At 43.7% G+C, this 21331-nt stretch carries 20 protein-coding genes and 2 tRNA genes; 17 read left to right on the top strand and 5 right to left on the bottom strand.

Annotated elements, in window-relative coordinates; all coding sequences use genetic code 11:
- The first annotated feature begins 42 nt into the window (after positions 1 to 42).
- Positions 43 to 2511 carry a hypothetical protein gene (locus tag DEG18_02140; protein HBX58383.1) on the top strand — a complete coding sequence of 823 codons (2469 nt, stop codon included), beginning with the start codon at positions 43 to 45 and terminating at the stop codon, positions 2509 to 2511.
- Positions 2512 to 2523: 12 nt separating this feature from the next.
- Positions 2524 to 3612 carry an endolytic transglycosylase MltG gene (gene mltG, locus DEG18_02135; GenBank protein HBX58382.1) on the top strand — a complete coding sequence of 363 codons (1089 nt, stop codon included), beginning with the start codon at positions 2524 to 2526 and terminating at the stop codon, positions 3610 to 3612.
- A 65-nt stretch (positions 3613 to 3677) separates the two neighbouring features.
- Here the strand turns inward: mltG and DEG18_02130 are convergent, their stop codons facing one another.
- The 3 genes from DEG18_02130 to DEG18_02120 all read right to left on the bottom strand — a co-directional run bounded on the left by DEG18_02130 (position 3678) and on the right by DEG18_02120 (position 6870).
- Positions 3678 to 4052, bottom strand: a complete 375-nt coding sequence (locus tag DEG18_02130; GenBank protein HBX58381.1) for a 50S ribosomal protein L7/L12 — start codon at positions 4050 to 4052, stop codon at positions 3678 to 3680.
- A 22-nt stretch (positions 4053 to 4074) separates the two neighbouring features.
- The gene (rplJ, locus tag DEG18_02125) at positions 4075 to 4581 is read right to left on the bottom strand and encodes a 50S ribosomal protein L10 (GenBank protein ID HBX58380.1); all 507 of its coding nucleotides are present in this window, start codon (positions 4579 to 4581) and stop codon (positions 4075 to 4077) included.
- 225 nt (positions 4582 to 4806) lie between these two features.
- The gene (locus DEG18_02120; GenBank protein ID HBX58379.1) at positions 4807 to 6870 is read right to left on the bottom strand and encodes a hypothetical protein; all 2064 of its coding nucleotides are present in this window, start codon (positions 6868 to 6870) and stop codon (positions 4807 to 4809) included.
- Positions 6871 to 7008: 138 nt separating this feature from the next.
- On the opposite strand from DEG18_02120, the gene DEG18_02115 reads away from it, so the two are divergent.
- From DEG18_02115 to DEG18_02085, 7 genes are all read left to right on the top strand, one after another.
- Entirely contained in the window at positions 7009 to 7215 is a 207-nt protein-coding gene (locus DEG18_02115; GenBank protein HBX58378.1) for a hypothetical protein, read from the top strand.
- Between the two features lies 1 nt (position 7216).
- Positions 7217 to 7708 carry a hypothetical protein gene (locus tag DEG18_02110; GenBank protein ID HBX58377.1) on the top strand — a complete coding sequence of 164 codons (492 nt, stop codon included), beginning with the start codon at positions 7217 to 7219 and terminating at the stop codon, positions 7706 to 7708.
- Positions 7709 to 8200: 492 nt separating this feature from the next.
- Positions 8201 to 8277, top strand: a tRNA-Val gene (locus tag DEG18_02105).
- Between the two features lie 109 nt (positions 8278 to 8386).
- Positions 8387 to 9070 carry a hypothetical protein gene (locus tag DEG18_02100; GenBank protein ID HBX58376.1) on the top strand — a complete coding sequence of 228 codons (684 nt, stop codon included), beginning with the start codon at positions 8387 to 8389 and terminating at the stop codon, positions 9068 to 9070.
- Between the two features lie 209 nt (positions 9071 to 9279).
- Positions 9280 to 9714, top strand: a complete 435-nt coding sequence (locus tag DEG18_02095; GenBank protein ID HBX58375.1) for a cell division/cell wall cluster transcriptional repressor MraZ — start codon at positions 9280 to 9282, stop codon at positions 9712 to 9714.
- Complete coding sequence (locus DEG18_02090; protein ID HBX58374.1) at positions 9715 to 10599, top strand: 16S rRNA (cytosine(1402)-N(4))-methyltransferase; 885 nt, start codon at positions 9715 to 9717, stop codon at positions 10597 to 10599.
- A 102-nt stretch (positions 10600 to 10701) separates the two neighbouring features.
- The gene (locus DEG18_02085; protein ID HBX58373.1) at positions 10702 to 11103 is read left to right on the top strand and encodes a hypothetical protein; all 402 of its coding nucleotides are present in this window, start codon (positions 10702 to 10704) and stop codon (positions 11101 to 11103) included.
- 374 nt (positions 11104 to 11477) lie between these two features.
- Here the strand turns inward: DEG18_02085 and DEG18_02080 are convergent, their stop codons facing one another.
- A complete protein-coding gene (locus DEG18_02080; GenBank protein HBX58372.1) occupies positions 11478 to 12095 on the bottom strand; it encodes a hypothetical protein in 618 nt (205 codons plus the stop codon).
- Between the two features lie 483 nt (positions 12096 to 12578).
- On the opposite strand from DEG18_02080, the gene DEG18_02075 reads away from it, so the two are divergent.
- Both DEG18_02075 and DEG18_02070 read left to right on the top strand, forming a co-directional pair.
- A complete protein-coding gene (locus tag DEG18_02075; GenBank protein HBX58371.1) occupies positions 12579 to 14330 on the top strand; it encodes a hypothetical protein in 1752 nt (583 codons plus the stop codon).
- A 181-nt stretch (positions 14331 to 14511) separates the two neighbouring features.
- Positions 14512 to 15801 carry a hypothetical protein gene (locus DEG18_02070; protein ID HBX58370.1) on the top strand — a complete coding sequence of 430 codons (1290 nt, stop codon included), beginning with the start codon at positions 14512 to 14514 and terminating at the stop codon, positions 15799 to 15801.
- Positions 15802 to 15874: 73 nt separating this feature from the next.
- Here the strand turns inward: DEG18_02070 and DEG18_02065 are convergent, their stop codons facing one another.
- Positions 15875 to 16750, bottom strand: a complete 876-nt coding sequence (locus tag DEG18_02065; protein ID HBX58369.1) for a hypothetical protein — start codon at positions 16748 to 16750, stop codon at positions 15875 to 15877.
- A 96-nt stretch (positions 16751 to 16846) separates the two neighbouring features.
- Here DEG18_02065 and DEG18_02060 point away from each other — a divergent pair.
- The 6 genes from DEG18_02060 (at position 16847) to DEG18_02035 (ending at position 20738) form a co-directional block, all read left to right on the top strand.
- Positions 16847 to 16920: transfer RNA gene (locus tag DEG18_02060), tRNA-Glu, on the top strand.
- Between the two features lie 145 nt (positions 16921 to 17065).
- Positions 17066 to 17317 (top strand): hypothetical protein, encoded by a 252-nt coding sequence (locus DEG18_02055; GenBank protein ID HBX58368.1) that lies wholly within the window; start codon positions 17066 to 17068, stop codon positions 17315 to 17317.
- Positions 17318 to 17603: 286 nt separating this feature from the next.
- Complete coding sequence (locus tag DEG18_02050) at positions 17604 to 18101, top strand: hypothetical protein (GenBank protein HBX58367.1); 498 nt, start codon at positions 17604 to 17606, stop codon at positions 18099 to 18101.
- Positions 18102 to 18261: 160 nt separating this feature from the next.
- A complete protein-coding gene (locus DEG18_02045) occupies positions 18262 to 19233 on the top strand; it encodes a hypothetical protein (protein ID HBX58366.1) in 972 nt (323 codons plus the stop codon).
- Positions 19234 to 19356: 123 nt separating this feature from the next.
- Positions 19357 to 19674: a 50S ribosomal protein L21 gene (rplU, locus tag DEG18_02040; GenBank protein HBX58365.1), complete on the top strand. Its 318-nt coding sequence runs from the start codon at positions 19357 to 19359 to the stop codon at positions 19672 to 19674.
- A gap of 413 nt (positions 19675 to 20087) precedes the next feature.
- Complete coding sequence (locus DEG18_02035; GenBank protein HBX58364.1) at positions 20088 to 20738, top strand: hypothetical protein; 651 nt, start codon at positions 20088 to 20090, stop codon at positions 20736 to 20738.
- Positions 20739 to 21331: the final 593 nt, after the last annotated feature.

Genomic DNA, 21331 nt, shown 5'->3' with positions numbered 1-21331 from the left:
TGGAATGCTAAATATTCAAGGTCTTAAATCTTAACGCAAACAATGGCGTTTAATTTTCTCAGGAGGGACAAGTCCCACGAAACTGGGATGTTCGGGGACGTGGAAGTGCTCACGGCGTCTTATCAAGAGCCGCAATCAGAAACGGCATCTTATCAGGAGCCGGTAGACTTAGAGCCTAGTATGTACACAAAAACCATAAAGGTTTTGCTGTATGTCGCTGCTTTTTTGCTGCCTTTGTTCTTTCTGCCTTGGACAACTGGAGCTACCGAATTAAATAAACAAATGTTGCTGGTTATTTGCTCGGGTGTAGGCTTAATCCTGTGGTTAGTCAATATTGTTTCTCAGGGTAGACTGAGCTGGAGATCTAATCCGCTTGAAGTTGCAGTAATTTCGTTTTTAGGGGCTGCAACATTGTCTACTATTTTCTCGTTGGCCAAATTCAAGAGCATATTTGGCACAAGTGGCAGTTCTAGCTCGGCTTTGATTACGATGGTCGCCCTTACGGTTTTCTACTTTTTAGCAGTCAACGTAATTGAAGACAAGGGTAAATTCTTAAAAAAGCTTCTTGCTGGTTCTTTCGCATTAGCTCTATTGTATGGATTACTACAGATGCTAGGCCTAACCATACTCGGTGGCCAATTTGCTTCCCGATCCTTTACTACCGTGGGATCATTAAATACCCTGGGAATATTGGCGGGATTGGCATTGCCTTTCTATAGTAAACTCAAGATAAATGAAGGCTGGGCTAGATATTTATTCTTGGATAAGGTGGGCATTATCTTGTCGCTGGCTATCCTGGTCATATTAAACTGGTGGGTTCTTTGGGCTGTGGCTATTTCCGGGATGGTCGCATTGATCATTCTAGAGAACATGAGGGCTGTTAAGTTTAAAATGTCTAGGTTCTTATTACCGATGACGGTGATCGTCTTAGGCGTGTTTCTAGCCGTAGTAGGTTTCAATATCTCTGGTTTAAAGAATAATTTCCCGATTGAAGTTGCGCCGTCATATTCGTTGACTAGCAAGGTCTCACTTTCTGCTTTGAAAGATAATTTGATCTTTGGCTACGGCCCAGAAAATTTCTCCATCGCTTTTGATAAGTATGGAGCTAAGAGCTTGGCCGACACGACTTTATCTAGTGTAAAGTTCGCCGATGGTACGTCTGAAGCATTGAACATGATCGTGCATGGCGGATTGGTGGGCGTATTAGCATTCTTGTTCTTGGTTTGGTCATTCATCTGGGGCGTTTTCAAGGCCAAGAGACAAATACATGCTGATGAATCTGGAGAAGCCGTAGCTATGATTTCATTGGCTTTTGCCGGTTTGGTTGGATTGTTCTTGTATCCGTTCAATATATCTTTGATGTTCGTCTTCTTCGTGGCCTTGGCGTTGATGACTTTGGCGCTATGGGGAGACTTCCGAAGAGTATATAACGTAGAAGAAAAGGCTTGGTTATCGATGGTAGCTTCTCTGGGATTCATAGTTGGACTAATAGTTGTCCTAGTTGGGGCTTACTATGGAGTCGCTATCTATCTAGCCGATGCTAAATATGCCCAGGCGGTGACAATATTAAATAAGCCTGATGCAGATATCCAGAAAGCCGCAGACAAGTTGTCCGAGGCTATAAACTGGAACGGTTTAGATGATCGATATTTCCGATCTGGATCGCAGGTAGCTCTTGGATTGTTGAATAAAGAGATCAATAGGACTCCTGAAAAGAATGAGGATCAACAAGCTAGAACCACTAAAATTCAGAATCTAGAAACTTCAGCAGTAAATCTGGCTCGACAGGCTACTATTATCTCACCGAAGGAATCGAATAACTGGGTGAACCTAGGCGGTGTTTATCAGAGCTTGATGGGCTTGATCGATGGCGTAGATAAGTTTGCAGCTGAGTCTTATGCGAAAGGTATAGAATTAAGGCCGGATGATGCTAGCTATTACCTTAATCTAGGCAACGTTTATATGGCGAAATCAGATATCGCCAATCAGCTAGTGCAAGCTGGTGGAGCTCAGGCTGAACAGGCCAAAAAAGATTCGTCAGAGGCATTATTGAAGGCCGAAGAGGTCTTAAAGAAGGCAGTCGATATATCTGGTAATTATGGTTTGGCCATATATAACTTAGGTATCGTTTACGACAGGGAAGGCAAAACAGGAGAGGCTATTAAGCAATTGGAAAAGGTAGCTCCTGCAAATACCAATCAGCCGGGATTATTCTTCGAACTCGGTCTATTGTATTACAGAGATAATCAGAAAGACAAAGCCATCGGTGCTATGCAGCAGGCGATACTTCTTTCGCCAGAATACGCTAATGCTCGTTGGTACCTCGCTTCAATCTACGAAGAAAGGAAGGAGTATGATTTAGCTATCGAACAATTGGAGAAAATCTTAGCTGTAGAGGCTAATAAGGACAATGAGACGGTTAAGACGAAGCTCCAGGCGCTATTAAATGCTAGGGATTCCAATGTAAAAACTCCGGTTAATAAGGCCATAGACCAGAAACCGTTACCGTAGTAGAATTAATAGATAGTGAGGATTCCCGATAAGATCTTAAAATTTAGGAAGTTAAATCAAACACAGATTACCGCTATAGTCATAGCGGTAATCTGTGTTTTAGTTTTCGGATTGTTTGTATTCCTGCCCGTTGGGAATAAAGACGAGATCAAGAATGTGATCATTGAGAAGGGTACTGGACTATCAGAGATAGCTTCGATATTAAAAGAGAACAACATAATACGAGACCGTTACGTGTTCATGCTATATACTACAGCTCTTGGCGCAGGCAAAGATCTAAAGGCTGGCAAGTATAAATTTACTGGGAGGTTCCATATGACCGATATAGTCTTTAAGCTGAACGTCGGCCTGTCTGAACCCGAAGATATTATCGCTTTCATTCCAGAAGGTTATAATATCTGGGAAATTGACGAGAGGCTTTCGGCGCTGGGATTCACCAAAAAAGGTCAATTTGCTAAGGCCAATCTGGATCAGGAAGGATTTCTTTTTCCTGACACATATAAAATCGACTCAGATAATGCTCTGTACGTAGATTCGACTGGAAAACTTTCCGAAAACTCAGCTATAAATTCTATCAAGCAGGCCGCAGTTATTCAAAATATATCAGACAAGATGCGAGCTAATTTTAATAAGCAAATTGACCCATTGCTTAAAGATTTAACATTCGACAAGAGAAAGGAAGTCCTAATACTAGCTTCAATGCTAGAGAAAGAAGTAAGAACTGAGAATGATATGCGTTTAGTCGCCGGAATTATGTATAAGAGATTAAAAAAGGGGATGCCATTGCAGATTGATGCCACCGTTAGCTACGGAGCCTGTCTTAGAAATTTCGTTGCGACAGATTATAAGATCGATTGTGACGTTACGCAGATTGGAGTAGGCAAGGAGATAAGAATCGATTCTGAGTATAATACATACACCAGAAAGACATTACCGATTGGGCCGATATCTAATCCGGGAGTAAGATCAATTAAGGCTATGCTAAATCCATTGGATAGTCCGTATCTCTATTATTTGACAACGCGGGATGGCCAGATGATATATTCTAAGACTGGCTGGGAGCATGAAGCCAACAGAACAAAATATCTTAAGTCCCAGTAGGAATGACAAGAACAACAAAGGGCGCCCCATAGGGGCGCCCTTTGTTGTTTGATTTGCCAATTGTCTTACTTGAGTTCGACAACTGCACCAGCTTCCTCTAATTTCTTTTTTATTTCCTCTGATTCGGCCTTCTTCACGCCCTCCTTTATAGTGGCAGGGGTTTTGTCGGTCATATCTTTGGCTTCTTTGAGGCCTAATCCGGTAAGTTCTCTTAATACTTTGATTACCTGAATTTTGGCAGTTCCGGCGTCCTTCAAGATTATCGAGAAGGAATCTTTCTCTTCAGCGGCACCTTCACCAGCGGCGGCACCAGTAGCAGCGCCAGCGGCGGCAAAAGAAGCAGCCGATACTCCAAACTTTTCTTCTAAAGCTTTAACCAAATCGTTGAGTTCGGAAACAGTCATCGATTCGATCTGCTTGATAAAATCTTCTTTGTTCATGGTTTTAGTTTATTTATTTAAGTTATGCGGTTGCCTCTTTTTTCTTAGCAATTTCGTTTAAGACGATAGCCAATCCTGAGATTGGGTATTTCATCATACCAAACAATCTGGCGATTATGGTTTCTCTTGATGGTAACTTTGCTATTTCGATGAATTGGTCGTTACTAATATACTTGCCATCAAACATGGCTCCAAAAAATTGTAGAGCCTGGTTCTTCTTAGCAAAATCGTAGACCTTCTTGGCTAAAGCATAGGGATCGTCAGAACCCATAGCCAAACCTAGAGATCCGCTCATATCTAATACCTTTAAATCTTCAGTGCCGGCAAAGGCTCTGTCGACTAAGGTTTTTTTAGTAACAACATATTCGGCATTCAGACTTCTTAAGAGACGTCTTAATTCAGTTATTTGTCCGACTGATAATCCCTTTTCGCCCATCCTACCAAAGGACGTAAAAACGGTGATTTTGGCTCCGGGGATCTTATCTTTCAGGACTTGTAGCTCCTGAGACTTTTGTACCTTTGTTTTCATTCTTTTTTCTCTTAATAAACAAAAAATCTGCTTACCGCAGATCGACCAGAGTAAAACCCTAATAAATGGGTTCTGCCTCGAGGAGACTTATGGTTGCTCCTTGTCTACGGCTTAACCTTATAATATTAGCAAATCAGGCAGATATGTCAACAGATAACAATGGCCGCCTTTTTGTCCGGCAACTGCCGGATCAAAGGCAGCCATTGTTATCTTAGAGGCTGACGCTTAGTTAATTTTCCAGATTTTATTATCCGAGGTGAGAATATACAAAACTTCGGCTTGACTTAGTGAGGCCCCGACTATGGGCACGACATTTCCTATTTTTATACTCTTTACTATTGAGCCGCTCTCTTTATCTATGGTATAAACCCTGCCTAAATCAGAACTCACTAGATACAGATTCTTAGAATCTTTCGTTGAAAGCAAGTAATCTCTATCTGTAGCAGGTATCTGTATGTTGAATTCAGCTTCTTTCTTTCCTCTGAAGTATCTTGTTAGCATCCCGTTGGTGCCAATAACAAATATATTGCCATCAACAACCATCAACTTAGCGTCAGCTGGGACAGGATCTTGAGACCAATTAGTGATACTTTTACCGCCACGCACGACGTCTACGACTTTACTTATTTTATCTGAGCTTAATATATATAGGTTGTCCTGGTAATAGCCGATATCTTTTGGAGTGGCGAGGCTTGATAGGTCTATCGTGCGTGTTTTTTCGTCGTTAGATACGGCGATCTTTTTAGCGTTCTCATCTAAGCCGATTGAGAAATCTCCTTCGGCGGAGAATATGACTGACGATGGCTTAGTGTCTGATAACTCAAGATATCTGCTAACCGCGCCATCAATTATCTTTGATAAGAATATTTTACCGCCCATGTCGGCGATGGCGCCAAAGCTATCACCGTAGGAATTTATCTGTAAGAGCGCTAGGCCATCTTGATTGGCATTAGCATATAGCGATAGGGAGGCTTCGGTGGCCTTATCGAAGGAGTCTATAACTTTAATCGCATTGTCGATCGTCGTCTTGACCTTAGAAGTACTTGAGTCGGGGAGTGCCCATAATTCGGTTAATGCCGTGCTTATAATAGTTCTTGCCTCGCTGAGTTTGTTTTCTCGGACCCTATCTTCGGCAATATCGATCTGGGACTGAATCCTTTTTACCGATTCAGTCGTGGCCTTATCCTCGGTGTTGACCACTACGTAAGATCGAACAACCATTATAACTATTATCAACAGGGCGACACCAGCGCCTATGCCTGCTTTTTTAATCAGCCCTTTATTTGGATTAAAATCAGATATTCTGATTCTATTTAATATTGACCAGAATTGATTCTTTTTTCTACCTCGGGTAAATTCTGCTGGAATTATGTTTGGTATTTCAGTCTTTTTGGTAGCCATTAACTCGGCTCGCATTTCTTCTTCTTGCGGAATGATTGAATTGGTAGTGGCTATGATTGGTGCATTCTGAGCGGAATCTTTATTCTCATCATCGGTTTTCTCATTGGCAGCCAAGATAGGGACGCCCATCTCAGGGTGTAGCTTAATAGTTGCATCCTCGACGGTGGATTTTATCTTTTTGGGCTTATCTTTCTTCGTTGTGCTCTCTTTGAATTTATCTATGCTTATGTATAGTGCTGCACAGCCAAAGTCTTTCTTCGTTTCCTTTAGGGATAGCATTTTTTCTATAAATGCATCTCTCTCGAATTTTATGAAATCTGCCTTAATAAACCTTTCGCGAGAAGTAATGGCTTTACCAGGATAAAAGGCGAGAATTTTGTCGCTAGTGCCCACCTTTCCAGATATAACGCTAGAAAACTTCTTCTCTTCGATATGTTCTTTTGAAAATAACTCAACATTATTCAGTATATCTATTGTTTTGCCATCTCTAGCTAAAAATATCTTGAATTTACCGAGTCGAGATATGAGTATATTCTCTCCGGCTACGGCAAAAATACCTATATTGATCTCTAGGTTTTTATTTTTGAAAAACTCATCTACGACGTCATTAATCTTCTTTAAAGCAGAAGACAACGCTTCTTTTGGCGAGGCTTCGGCTCTCGAGTAGTATTCTCTCTTAGCTAGCGAGGCGACCAAGTTTGTTATGTAGGCAACATCAGATTGGTCGCCGTCGCTGTCCTGTATGTTCCCAATTATGAATAGATTGCCTAGCCCCCGTTTATTTTCTTCACGCTCAGCGTCATAAGCGAATAGATCGGCATGGCCATCTTGGTTTGTTCCTCTGACCAAAATTTCGTGAGAAGTGGGCTTGATTACAATTTTTTCCATTGAGATTATTTGTAATTAAAAATAATTAGATTATTTAAAAGTATAAATATTTAGTGTCAATCGGCGAATCGCTTGCCTTTTTAAGCCTTCTTTAATAGACTGTTGTTGTCTATCCTAATTGTATTTTAATCTAGCCATATGTCAAAGTCTAATAAATTCAGTAGATATTCACTGGACAGTTTATTTGGCTCAAAAACGAGAGTAAAGATTTTGAAGTTTTTGTTTAGAAATTATCCCAACGATTTTGATGCCAAGGATCTAGCCTCTAGGACTCAAGAATCAAGCTCTACTGTTAAGAAGGAGATAGATTTGCTAATGGATATAAAGCTAATTAAGAGGAAATAATATGCCAAGCGAGCACAAACACAAAGCGAGTCATAAAAAACCTGTTACAACCAAGAAGAAAGTCGTCAAAAGAGTGGCGAGAAGGAGACTGGCCGTGACAAAGAGGGCGTTGCCTCGATATACGCTAAATCCTAATTATGAGTTCTATGACGAACTTAGATCTTTGATATTAAAATCTTCTCCAGCCGAGATGGATAGTATGATTAAAAGAATTACTAATCTAGGCAGAGTCAAGTTGGCAATTATATCTGGCATCTTCTTGAATCAAGATGCGGGTGGTGCCGTGGCCGATCTATTTGTTGTCGGTGATGATATCAATAAGGACAGGCTGAGAACTTTTTTAAAAGCGTTAGAAGCTGAAGTCGGGAAAGAAATCAGATTTAGTCTGATGGAAAAGGAAGAGTTCGAATATCGCTTTGGGATGTTCGACCGCTTCGTCCGTGTACTGCTCGAAGGACCTCATGAGAAGATAATCAATAAGCTAGGCATCTAGTTATTCGCGAGGCAGCGATATGACTTTCTCGAGTACGGGTTGTATTTTCTGCTGAAAATCACCCTCTCTCTCGCGCCAGTCGCACTCCGAGAGCCTCTCGAAAGTCACATCGTCGCCTCTTTTAGTCTATGGATTGTGGATACAATGGCCGCCTTTTTGTCCGGCAACTGCCGGATCAAAGACCGCCATTGAGTTTTATTGATTAATTTAATGCGTGGCGTATACTACTTCCAGCACTTACCGAGGAGTTGGTATGAACTTATCCTCTTGGCCTGGCTGGCCACCACCTGCGACCAGCGGGCAGATCGTTATCGCCATTACGTTAATCGTAATCTATCTGGCGCTTTTATTTTTTAGAGGACCGATGTGGTATCGTTTGAATGTGAAATGGAACAGAAGAACTAAGACGTACGAGAAAGGTAATTAGGAATATGGCCTTTTCAATGAGGCCTTTTTTATTTATGATTTGTGTTGTGACTTCAAATAGCATGAGGGCGTTTAGCTCAGCTGGTTAGAGCGTTGCATTCACATTGCAAAGGTCACTGGTTCGAGTCCAGTAACGCCCACAAATACGAAATTATTTCAATCATAATAGCCGCCCAAAGGCGGCTATTATGATTGACGCATCGGTATTTTATTGTTAAATTATGCGGCAGTTGTTTGATAGGAGACCCATTCATGATACTTCCAATTCAGTTATTTATTTGGGATGCCAATGGCACCATATTTGACGATAAGGATGTAAGTGACATGAGTAGGGATGCCATATTCGATCATTTCGGCGTTGCCAGACCGAATCCAGCCGAGTGGGCCGATAGAGTAAGTAGTAATATACTTGATCTCTATCATTCTTTTGGTATTCCGCTGTCGGTGTCGCGGGAAGAAATCAATCGAATTAGAATGGAGGGCTATGTAAAGAATATAAATGAGGTTAGGGTAAGAGATGGAGCTCGTGACTTGCTCTGGTCTTTCCGAGGGATTGGATTATTTCCATATTCGGCACTTATTAGCGCCGAAGTTCCTGCGATCATTGATATTCTTCTTCGAAGATTTAACATCAAAAATCAATTGGGAATCGTTATCGCTGGGGCATGGCCAAAGAAAAGGTATTTGGAGAAATTCGTGGATTCTACTGGTCTACCGAGAAGGCGAATTGCCTATTTTGGCGATACGGCAGAAGACGTGAGGATAAGCAATGAGTTGGGGCTGGTATCTATTGGCTTAGTTAATCCGACTTCCTACTCATCTGTCGGGGCAATAATGGCCGAGAATCCTGATCTTGCAGTAGTCGATATGAAAGATCTAAGTCAGAGGATTGCTTATTTTCGACAGACGAGTATCGGACTTAATACGGACTCCTAATCGGCGCTTTGCGCCGATTTTTGTTTTATTCAAGCGAAATCCAGTTCCATTAATAATTTCCCGAAGAGCACCTTTGCAGCCTAAAAGGTGCTCTTCGTTACAGATCTCCGACTCAGAGTTATGCACATTGCACGATAGTGCCTAGGTGGTATATAATTCAGTAGAAGTGGATGTAAGTGGGTAATAGTGGATAACCATTGAAAGCTAATATGCTAATCGGAGAATACAAACATAGCTTAGATGCCAAGAAAAGATTAGCAATCCCTTCAAAATTTAGGAAAGAGTTAGGCGAAGGCGCGGTTCTAACGAGAGGGCTCGATGGATGCCTATTCGTGTTTCCTTCAAAATATTGGAATCAGCTAACCGAGAAAATCGTGAATATGCCGATTGGTCAGCAAGATTCAAGGGCATTTAGTAGGTTGATGCTTTCAAGCGCCGCAGAAGTTGATTTTGACGCCTTGGGGAGGGTTCTTATACCAGATAGTTTAAAGAATTATGCCGATCTGAAGAAGACAGTCATCGTAACGGGAGTATTCAATAGGCTGGAGCTCTGGGACGAAGCTAAGTGGGAGGGCTATAAGTCTAATCTTGAAAAGAATTCTGATAATATCGCTCAAAAGTTGGGTGATCTAGGAATAATTTAAATGAATAAAGAAAGAGTCCATACACCAGTATTACTAGAGGAAACCATTGATTATTTAAATTTAGGAGATGGCATAGGCAAAACAGTTATAGATGCCACGCTAGATGGTGGTGGTCACGCAACGGCATTGAGAGAAAGACTGCCGAACTTGAAAATATTGGGCATAGAGCTGGATCCAGTGATGGTAAATGAGCTGGAGCTCGATCCTTCCATAGTTGTTACGAATGATAGCTATGCAAATATAAAGGCGGTGGCTGAGAAATATAATCTCAAGCCCGATGGAGTGTATTTCGATCTAGGAGTATCTTCATGGCACTATGAGTCTTCAAGTAGAGGATTCACGTTTCAAAAAGATCAGCCCTTAGATATGAGGTTTAATCCTGAGAAGCAGAAGATTACGGCCCAGACCATCATAAACACTTATACAAAGAATGAGATTGAAGAGATTTTGGTGAAATATGGCGAAGAGCAGTTTGCTTCAGAAATAGCCGATAGCATTAACAAAACCAGGAAAGAGAGGCCGATAATAACGACTACGCAATTGGTCGAAGCGATATCGGTAGCCGTGCCTAATTGGTATAAGCATAGAAAAATAAATTTTGCGACAAAGACGTTCCAGGCATTGAGAATCGAGGTAAACGACGAGATGGGGACCATAAGTAAAGGTATCGAGGGAGCTATCGACATTCTAGTTCCTGGTGGAAGATTGGTCGTCATATCATTCCAGGGGTTGGAAGATAAGACAGTTAAAGAGATTTTTAAACAGAAAGCGAAAGAAGGGATCATAAAATTTGTTACCAAAGATACCATTAAGCCCAAATGGAGCGAGGTGACGAAGAATCCCAGAGCGCGAAGCGCTAAGATGAAGATAGTCGAGAAGTTGTAAAGGTTGCTTGAGATTACGATTTTTAGAAAAAAGTAAAAATCACAATCCCAAACAACCTAGTGAGTAGATAAAACAATTGTTAGTTAACCGGGTGGGGTCGGAATGCCTCTGCCGGATCAATTGAAAGTATCAAGCACGAGAAATGGTTTATCGGTGGTCGGAACAAGGCTCAGTGTAATCGGCGAGAACTCAGCTCATGCGAAAGAGTGGGCGCTTCAGAATGGTTATTGGTTTACAATCAATGTGGTTTTGGTTGGCCTCTTCGTTGTTATGCTCCTAGCTTATGTTATGCAAATGAATGTCGTTACGGCCGGTGGCTACAAGGTCAAATTGATGAATGATAAAATAGTTTCGCTTAACGAGTCGAATGCCGCTCTTATGGCATCAAAATCTTCGATGGAAGATCAATCTGCGATTATTAGTTTTGCCAATTCGAACAATATGGTTGAGGCCAAGGATTCTATGGCTATGTTCCAAAGCGGCGGGGTCGCGTTGCAAAGATAACGCTCGGCCATCTCGAAATTCGGTCCTGGTCCTCGGTCGCACCAATGGCGGCAAATATAGAAAAGTACTACGGAGCCAAAACAACAGGTAACCCGCGCTTGCCTCCTCGCTTAACACAAAAACAGTTCCGCTATTAGGCGGAACTGTTTTTGTTGCTCGGCGCTTGACCTATTGTTTTGGGATAATACTTTCCCAATTTGCTGCCATTGTCTTATCTGCGGAGGAACTCATTTCGAGATAGCCTTGCTTGGTTTTAGGGTATTTCCTCTGAAGTGATTAAGACCTCGCTGCGATTAATAAAAACTTGCGGGTTTTATAAAAAACAAGGCCCGCCCAGGGATGGACCTTCAAGGTCCGCTTCCTCGGCGGGCGAGCTACTGTCTGCCGACGTAATCGGCGTAGCCATTGTAGCCGATGATATCCGATCTTCCCGATGCTTTGATGGTCTTACCATCGAAGGTCGCATTCTCGGCGAAGAACAGGCAGCTGTAGTCTCCATCGGGGCCGATGCTACCATGCGGTCCCCAGATCGGATACCCGCCGTCATAGACGAAGTAGTACCCAGTCTCTCCGAGCTTGGTCGTCTTGCCGACGCTCGGCCTTGATGGCATCAGCTTTGGAAATTCTGAGCCAGTCAATACGACGACGGCCTGCTTCAGAAAGAGAAGAAGATCGTCGTTGCCAGCGACATCGGCATAGTCTCGGCCCTTGATCCGAAGGGTCACCCGAGCCCGACCGGTGTTCTTGTACGGCTCGTAGACTAGTTCTACGGGCCGGTTGTCGAACGTGGTATACGTGACCACGATCTTCCCCGAGATCCCGATCTTGATCGGGCCGCGATCCTTGACCGTGGAGATAGGGGATTCCAGCGTGTTCGACGCCTGATCCATGGTCGGAGTCGGCGAGAACGTCTTCTGGAGGTACGGGTAGGAGGCGACGCCGAGTACGACGCCGAGGGAAAGCCAGATCACGATTTGCAGAGTCTTTCTCATCGATTCCTCCCTACTTTTTGGGCAACATGACCCGTGGCAGTAGTGGCCTGAATTGGTACGGAACTGTGGTTATATTATACCATGGGAATACCATAAAAGCAAGTAGCGCTATATTCTTTAAGCGAAGACCCAATCACTTCAGAGGAAATTGCGGTTCTTGCCATAGATAAGCGCAGTCTCGCTCACTTCGTGCAAGTTTCACAGGCCCGAGGGCTTAGAACCTACAAATAAGCGAGGCCCATTCTATTTCGAATCATCCGCAATCAAGTTAATTCTCCCGAACCAAGCGAAGGCCAAAGCCTACAGCGAGAACTCGCGCAGGCATTTCGGCTGGAACATATTTGATATAGCCCCGAAGGGGCGACAAAGAATAGGTTCTTCGAAATGCCGAGCGTGTAGACAGCGAGCCGCCGCAGGAGCGGCTCGACTATCGGTCGAGTCGTAGGCTTGGGCCGGAGTGCTACTTTATTGTATAATTAGATCATGAAGGGCAACGAGAATACGCGCATAAATATTATATTTGGTTTTGTGATACTGGTCACTGGACTGATATCGTACCGACTTTTTGTTTTATCGTATATAAACCATTCTAGCTATTCTCGTACTGCCGTAGCTCAACGAGACAGAGTGAGCAATGTCTTGGCTCGTGGCAATATATACATTCAAGATCCAAAAAAGGTTGCGAATACCGAAGGGAAAGACTCTCTATTCCTAGCGGCTACCAACAAAAAATTTGCATTGGTTCAGGTTAATCCATCGATGGTAGACAAAGATAAGTTAGACGAATCAGCTCAGAAATTAGCAGATATCTTGATGCTCGATAAGGAAAGAGTATTAAAGCTAATTTCGACGGATGGAGGATATTATAAAGTGGTGCAAAGAAGGTTAACCAATGATCAGGCAGAGAAAATAAAGAGTCTAGGCATTAAGGGTATATCGACGGCGTTAGAGATGGATAGATATTATCCTGGAGGTTCGCTAGCTGCTGACGTTCTTGGCTTTCTCGGCTATGGTCAATCCGGCAGAATTGGTCAATACGGGATTGAATCCAAGTACGACGAGCAATTGGCGGTTGGTAGCGTAACTGTAGACCAAGAAGTCAGTGCTGAATCGTCTTATCTCGATAGCGTAAAGAAGTGGTTCGTCAAAGACGATTCGAAGCAAAAAATAGTGAGTAGGCCGTCAGACATTATTCTAACGATTGATAAGAATATACAAGATTACGTAGAAGATAGACTGATAAATTTACTCAAGAAATACGAGGCTGAGAAGGGTACAATAATAGTGCAGGATCCGAATACTGGGAAAATCTTAGCCATGACTGACATGCCGACATTTGATCCAAATAAATATTCTGAGTCAAAGACTTCATTGTTTTTAAACAGTAGCACTCAGGAAGTGTTTGAGCCCGGTTCGTCTTTTAAATCAATAACTATGGCCGCGGGATTAGATTTGAATAAAATCACACCTCAAACCAGTTTTACTGACACTGGTTCGGTCAACATAGCTGGATATACGATCAAGAATTTTAGTGAAAAAGTATTTGGCGTCGTTAACATGTCGCAAGTGCTTGAAAAATCTATCAACACTGGAGTCATGCACGTTGAGAGTCTGATGGGTGATGAGAATTTCCTAAATTATGTTATTAATATGGGCTTTGGCCAGCTTACGGGCGTCGATCTTCCGGGTGAAGTGCACGGGGATATAACCAACCTGTATAGCGGTCGAAAAATTAATTTCCTCACGGCTTCTTTCGGGCAGGGCATCGCCGTTACCCCAATCCAGCTGGTTAACGCTTATTCGACTATAGCCAATGGAGGGAAATTAATGAAGCCGTATATAGTTGAGAAGATAATCAAAGAAGGCGGAACAGAAATAATAACTAAGCCTGAGATCGTGGGCATCCCTATCACTGAGAAAACTGCCACTAAGCTTAAGGCTATGCTTGTTAGCGTAGTCGATGTCGGTTTTGATAAAGCCAGAATAAAAGGTTATGATATCGCTGGAAAGACTGGTACAGCGCAGATTTCTGATAGCAAAGGTGGCTACACAGAAAATCAGTTCATTCACGATTTTATGGGTTTTGCTCCGGCTTATGATGCTAAGTTTGTAATTTTAATAAAGATAGACAAGCCTAAAGGCGTGACATTTGCCTCAGACAGCTTGTCGTCAACTTATCGAGAGATCGCTAATTTTCTCCTGAATTATTATAATATCCCGCCGACAAGGAAGTAGCTCGCGTGGCGGTTTCTGGATATGACTTTTTCGAGTGCGGGCTGTATTTCTCTGCTGAGAAATCACCCTCTCGCTCGGCTCCAGTCGAGCCTGCGCGGGCCTCTCGAAAGTCATATCCATTCACCGCCCAGACTTTCAATAAATGTCGTAGGCTTGGGGCGAAGTAATCGCATTATCTCGCATGAAGAAAATACTAGAAATTATTTTGAATATATTGGCTAAGAGATATCTTCGAAAATATAAGCCGATGATCGTTGGCGTAACTGGAAATGTTGGTAAGACTACGACTAAAGAGGCAATCGCCACAGTTGTAAGTGCGATTAAGAGGACCAGAGTCAGCGCCGGCAATTTAAATAATGAGATTGGCTTGCCGCTAACTATATTGGGCGATTATTCGACAGAATATTACTCATCCGGTACTAGCGCTTCTTTCTGGCTCAAGGTTCTATGGAATGGTTTTATTGGACTAATTATTAAGCAAAAGTATCCCGAGATACTAGTTCTAGAATACGGCGCTGATCATCCGGGAGACATAAAGAAGCTAGCGAGAAGATTTAAGCCGCATATAGGCATCGTTACTGCGGTCGGAGAGACTCCCGTGCATGTCGAATATTTCCATAATAAAGAACATGTTGCTAGAGAAAAGTCCGAACTACTGAGGCTGATGTCTGAGTCTGATTACGCAGTTCTTAATTACGATGACCCCCTAGTCGCTAAAATGGCCCATAGTACTAGGGCTAAAGTTGTGTCTTATGGTTTCACGGAAAATTCTCAATTGAAACTATCAAGCTATGATTACGCTTACGATGAAGATGGCAAGCCTATCGGCGTTAGCTTTAAAATAAATCAGGGCATTAGTTCTGTGCCAGTCAGGATGGCCGGTTCGTTGGGCAAGTCTATGGCTTTATCATGCGGTGCCGCCGCGGCCGTTGGAAGAATTCTTGGTCTTAACCTAGTAAGCATTAGCGAGGCCTTATCTAGATTTCATGGTCAACCGGGCAGATTGAGAATCCTCCCTGGGATTAAAGGTTCGATTATAATTGACGACACTTATAACGCTTCGCCGGCGGCTATGCATTTAGCGCTGGAAGTGCTGAAAGATATTAAGGGCGCAAGAAAGTTAGCAGTCTTAGGAGATATGCTTGAGCTAGGGGAATATTCAATTAAAGCTCATCAGGATGTTGGTAATATGGCCGGCAATATAACTGATGCATTGGTGTGTGTTGGAGCTAGGGCAAAATTCATAGCTGATTCAGCCAGTAATCAAATGCTCAAAGAGAATATATATACGTTTGAAACTTCTGATGCCGCTAAGCTCAAAGTCCAAGAAATTATTAGAGAAGGGGACGTGGTGCTAATTAAAGGATCTCAGGGGATACGCATGGAAAAAGTCGTCGAAGAGATAATGGCAGAGCCGGAGAAGAAAATGGAATTGTTGGTGAGGCAAAGTAGGAAATGGCTAGCGAAATAGTCTATCCGATTATATTGTAAAATCATAAAGAGGGCTGTCTTTCTCAAGAAAGACAGCCCTCTTTGGTTCCTATTTAAACAAGAGGTACGCTAGCTTTAATCGTAACTGGATAGTAATCATTGTTGTAATCTTCTGCCAATTTCCCGCTACCCTTGATTGTAATCATAGCCCAACGATATCTATAGCAATATTTTCTAATCATAGTAGAGCCTAGAGCTTCAAGAAGCTGTTTGCCTTGCTCATTGTATGGATTAACCTTTGCCGTGCAAGAGGTGTATGACATTCCAGGCCAAGTATTAAGTCCGGCTTCGTCGGCCACGGCAATCAAGAGTAATGTTCCATTAGGCAAACTATTAATAAAATCTATCATCGCTTTCATCTCTTTTCCATCTTCTCTGGATGCGTAGGTATCGAAGTTTTTCACTGGATAAATTAACTCACCTGTTGTGCGAGAAATCGCAGCGACATTAAATCCTCTTCCGCCGCCGCCGTAACCATGTTTTTCATAGAACTTGACTCCGTCTTTTTTAAATATGGCCATGTCATCAGAAATTGCTTCAAATAGTATGGTGAGCGGCACAACCTTGAGTGCGAATTGAGTCCTAGTATTCTGATAGGTGGCCGTGATCTGAGCCTCACCGTAGCCTTTGCTAGTGACTAGGCCGCTCTTGGTATCAACGGTTGCGACTACGGTATTTGATGATTCCCATGTGGCCGCAGTAGTTTGGTCTTGGGTAGTACCGTCGCTAAGGATAACTAGTAATTTGAATTGTACGTTTTGATTTCTACCAGTTATTTCCGCTTTTCCTTGGATGGTAAATCCGGTGCTTACGATCTCGTTACTAGTTGGAGTTGGAGACGGCGAAACCGATTTCTGAATCATATCGCAACCCCATATAGATATGGAGACCATTAATATAGCTAATATGGCCAATTTCCTTATCTTCATGGTATTCCCTCACTTGTTAAAGAGGCTGTCCAGAGTATGTAATAAAATGACCATATTTGTCAATTAGTCTTTTTCTGCTATAATTCCACAGAATATGGCCCTGTCGTCTAGCCCGGTCAGGACACATGGTTCTCATCCATGTAACACGGGTTCAAATCCCGTCGGGGCTGCAGATAATTAAAACCACCCTTTCTTTGGGTGGTTTTAATTATCTGTGGATCTTAGGCCAGCTGTGGTAGAGGCGAAACTCTCTCATTGACATATATCGAAAAAGTATGTTATGGTTATTTCGTGCTATAGGTCAGGAGGTTAATCGTGCCATACGATCCAAGGCCGGTGAGTAAGGGTGGGAATAGGGGCATCGATGAGCTCTTTTCTCGGTGTGCGCTTACGGGCAAATTCCGGGTTATCGGAGTTGATACTTTTGACGGTACGGATTGGCAAGAAGGTGACTTCGAGACCTTAGCTCTAGCAAAAGAGCACGCAGACAAAAAGGGCGGGGAGATGACTAAGATGCATGTCTACGATGATCAAGGTCATCTAGTTCACGAAGCCGGTACGTTTTAGTTAGTCGAAAGGAGAGCTCATAATGAAAAAGAATTTTAACAAATGGCACCTTATGGCTATCATATTCGTTCTCTATGCATTAATCGTGGCTATTGCCATGCTTACGCATCAGCCAGCAGGAACTATGTCTATGCTGATTGATAGAGGAGCGCCAGGAATCGGCCTACTCTGTTTCCTTATTCTCCTCTTCGGCTAATCGTACCAAAGTTCTATATGCCCGCATCTGCGGGCCTTTTCGTTTTTCAGGCCGAACGTTATTGACGTATCTACGATTATGTTATATAATGTGGATAAGTTACTGTCTAGCGCTATCGACAGCGCAGGCAACTTTACAACCAGAAAGAGGTTAAAGATGGGATACCTGAAGTCGACCACGACCGACCTGAAAGCCGGCGACGTCGTTCGCACGGCAGACGGCCGTCGCGGCACTATCGCCGATTTCTCCTATGGCATAGAGGGCCAGGAGTACACGTTCATCAATTTCGGATGCGACGAGTGGAGTGCTTACCTGACCAGCTTGCTGGCGCCTCTGCCGATCGGCTGGGGAACCGAGTACGCAACTTCTTTGCCCAAAAGCTGGGGGTCGTACCCGACGACATCAAGTCTTCCGACGGGTCTGAAGTCTGGCGACATCGTTCTGGCCTCAGACGGTCGCCGTGGCAAGGTGGTCGACTTCCAGATGCGTGGACACACCTGCCGCTACGAAGTCGTCCGCATCGACTTCGGCAATGGAGAAGTAACCGAGTACTTCTCCTGCGACACGTTCCTCGCGCCGCCAGCCTAATTACTCCGGCAAGCACCGGCGACCTCATCCCACCTCATCGAGGCCACACAGCCAGTTCCCACGGCTGTGTGGCCTTTTCGTTTTTTAGGGATGCCTTGCTAGCAATGGCATGTTTTATATCTTGTGTTAAAATATTTTATATCCTAGTCAAGTAGCTAATATGCTCAAAACGATTTTGTATAAAGTCTCATATATTATATTGGGTATAGCTGTCGGTTATTTCGGATACCCACTAGTGACGGCAAAGGTGACCGAATTAAAAGAGGTTAGGAGCGGCAACTTTAAATTTATTAGTCCGTTAATTGAATGCGAGAGTGGCAAGGAATTGGGGTCAGACATATTTAGCATGCTAAAAAGCGACTTGATAGCTCATGTTAATGCCGCCAAGAAGAATGATCCATCTCTCAGGGTATCTTTATATTTTAGAGATTTACAGAATGGGCCATGGTTTGGGATTGAAGAAGATGCTGATTATTCACCCGCAAGCCTATTGAAGGTGCCTATAATGATGGCTTATCTAAAAATTTCTGAGAGCAAGCGTGAGATATTAGATGAAAAATTAACCTATAATGGTGAATACGAATATGACGATAATATCGATTCGACTGAAGAGACAATAAAACGCGGAGTTACTTACAAAATAGAAGAACTTATAAAAAAGATGGTGGTTAATTCGGATAATAGATCTAAGGATTTGCTAAAATATAATTTAGAGAAGGAGTATCCAGAAGTATTGGCTAAGATATATGCGGGCCTGGGATTAGAGAAAGAATATAAGAACATGAGCAACAACGATTTCGTCTCTGTTAAGGATTACGCTTCTATTTTTAGAATTTTATACAATGCTTCGTTGCTAAATCAAGATACATCAGAGAGGGCGCTGAGCATATTATCCGAAGTTAAATATGATTATGGAATTGTTAAGGGTTTACCGGAGGGGATTGCTTCGGCTAGGAAATTTGGATATAGATCGGAGAATGTATTAAATGAGTCGCAATTCCATGATTGCGGCATAATCTATAGGCCTGATCGACCCTATCTCCTATGTATAATGACGAAGGGTCGTAATCCCGAGAGTTTGCCCGAGATGATTGAAGATATATCAAAAATCGTATACGATTCTCAAAATTAATTTCGGGTACGAGGGCTGGCAAGGTTTCATTGACTTTTCGCTGGCGCTCATGTATCATATATAGGCTATAAAAACTTATCTTATCTTCTCGCAACTAGATGGGGCGGGTAGCTAATCTATAAAATGACTAACAAGTTTGCGATTATAAAAACAGGTGGTAAGCAGTACAAGGTCTCAGAAGGAGATACTTTAGATATAGAGAAGGTCATCACTACTGATGGGATTTTAAATATAGAAGAGGTTTTACTAACCAATGACGGCGAAGTTGTTAAAGTTGGTAAGCCAACTGTAAAAGGGGCCAAGGTAGAGGCCAAGGTATTGGCTGATTTCAAAGATAAAAAGAAGATGGTGTTCAAGTTTAAGAACAAGACTAGACAGACCAAGAAGAAGGGCCACAGACAACCACTAACTAAAATTCAAATAACAAAAATCACCGCCTAAAGCGGTGTTTTTTGTATGTGTCGAATTGGGCATACGACTTTCTCGAGTACGGGCTGTGTTCTCTTGCTAGAGAATCACCCTCTCGCTCGGGCCCAGTCGGCCCTGCGCGGGCCTCTCGAAAATCGTATGCCCAATTCTAAAATACTGAGTTGTATTCGGTAGGATCCAGCCCTCGGGCCTCCGCTTGATATTAGAAGGGCACCTTTTTGGCTTCAAAGGTGCCCTTCGGGAAATTACTAATAGAGCTTCGTTGTGTATCTAGCGCTTAAGTAAATGGCGGTCTTTACTGCCTAAAAGACCGCCATTTAGGTCTCCGTGGGGCATGTCAGGGGTAATTGACATACGGCCCCAGATATGCTATAATGTATATACGCTGAAAGTACGTAAACTCGGTTTTCTGAAAGGTCATTGAAATGAAGAGCAATGTGAGCAAGATGTTGGTCGTCATCGGCGTTGCCATCTGCGTGCTCGTTCTGTTGATTGGAATCGATCGCAGGAACGCCAAGATCGCGGCCCAGCAGGCCACGATCGACATGGCCTGGAAGCAAGCGGTCGCCACATCGGCGGCTGTGGAGCAGTTCCGGATCGTCCGGAGCCTCAGCTCGACTGGCGATCAGGCCAGCGTGGCCGAGAATCAGATCGTGGGTGAGCTTCGTGGGGTGGACCTGAACTTCGGTGCCATCGGGGCGTCGGAGGCCGAGGTCTCTCGGTTCGTGGCAGAGGCTTACGCGCGCGATGCGCACAAGGCGTTGAACGAGCTCCGGATGCTCAAGGCGAATCCTGAACGGGCCAAGACCCTGCAGTTCGAATTCCTTCGCGGCGTCGAACGCAGCGAGAAGAACCTGACTAACTTCGTCGCCAACGTCAATGTCGTGAACGAGATGGTCGCACGCAACTACATCGGCGCGGCACGGGCACAAGGGGCTCGCGTGAGTGCATCGAGCCTGCGTCAGCAGGGCGTGGCCGTTGGTTCGGCCCGCAAGGTGCAGGCGACGCGAAAGTCGCCAGCCAAGAAAGTTGCGCCGAAGTCGGCGAAACGTTCGACGTCAGCGAGACGTCGATAATCAGAAAGTCGATCGGTCAATATTTTTGATGAGAGGTGGCCATGTTGTAAAAAGATATGGGCCCGGGGGAAGCGACCACCGGTTATCACACGCTCAGGTCAAGGCAGGTATGACCTTGGAACAGAACCTGTAAGCGGTACGCAAGTACCGCTTTTTTCGTACTTAAAATCGTGCTCCGGCCCAAGCCTACGACTCGACCGATAGTCGAGCCGCTCCTGCGGCGGCTCGCTGTCTACACGCTCGGCATTTCGAGGAACCTTTCTTTATCGCCCCTTCGGGGCTATACCAAATATGATCCAGCCGAAATGCCTGCGCGAGTTCTCGCTGTAAGCTTGGGCCTTCGCTGAATGCATATAATCAAGCGAGGCTCGTTTCGTTTCGAATCATCCGCAGCCAAGCCATCGGCTAGAAAGTGGCCAAGACTAAGAATCCAAAAAGACAGGTCGAGGGCAATACAATCATAATCAAAGCGAGGCCCTAATCACTTCAGAGGAAATTGCGCAGATATTTCAGCTCATCCTTAGTAGTCAGAGCCCATTCGCTTTGCGAATAAGCGCTGGCAATAAAGGACAGAGCCCACTCGCTTAAGCGAG

This window comes from Candidatus Yanofskybacteria bacterium, from assembly GCA_003514055.1.
GTDB lineage: Bacteria > Patescibacteriota > Minisyncoccia > 2-02-FULL-40-12 > GWA2-44-9 > UBA12115.
The sequence above is the reverse complement of the archived record's forward strand: the minus strand, read 5'-3'. Positions and strand labels throughout refer to the sequence as shown.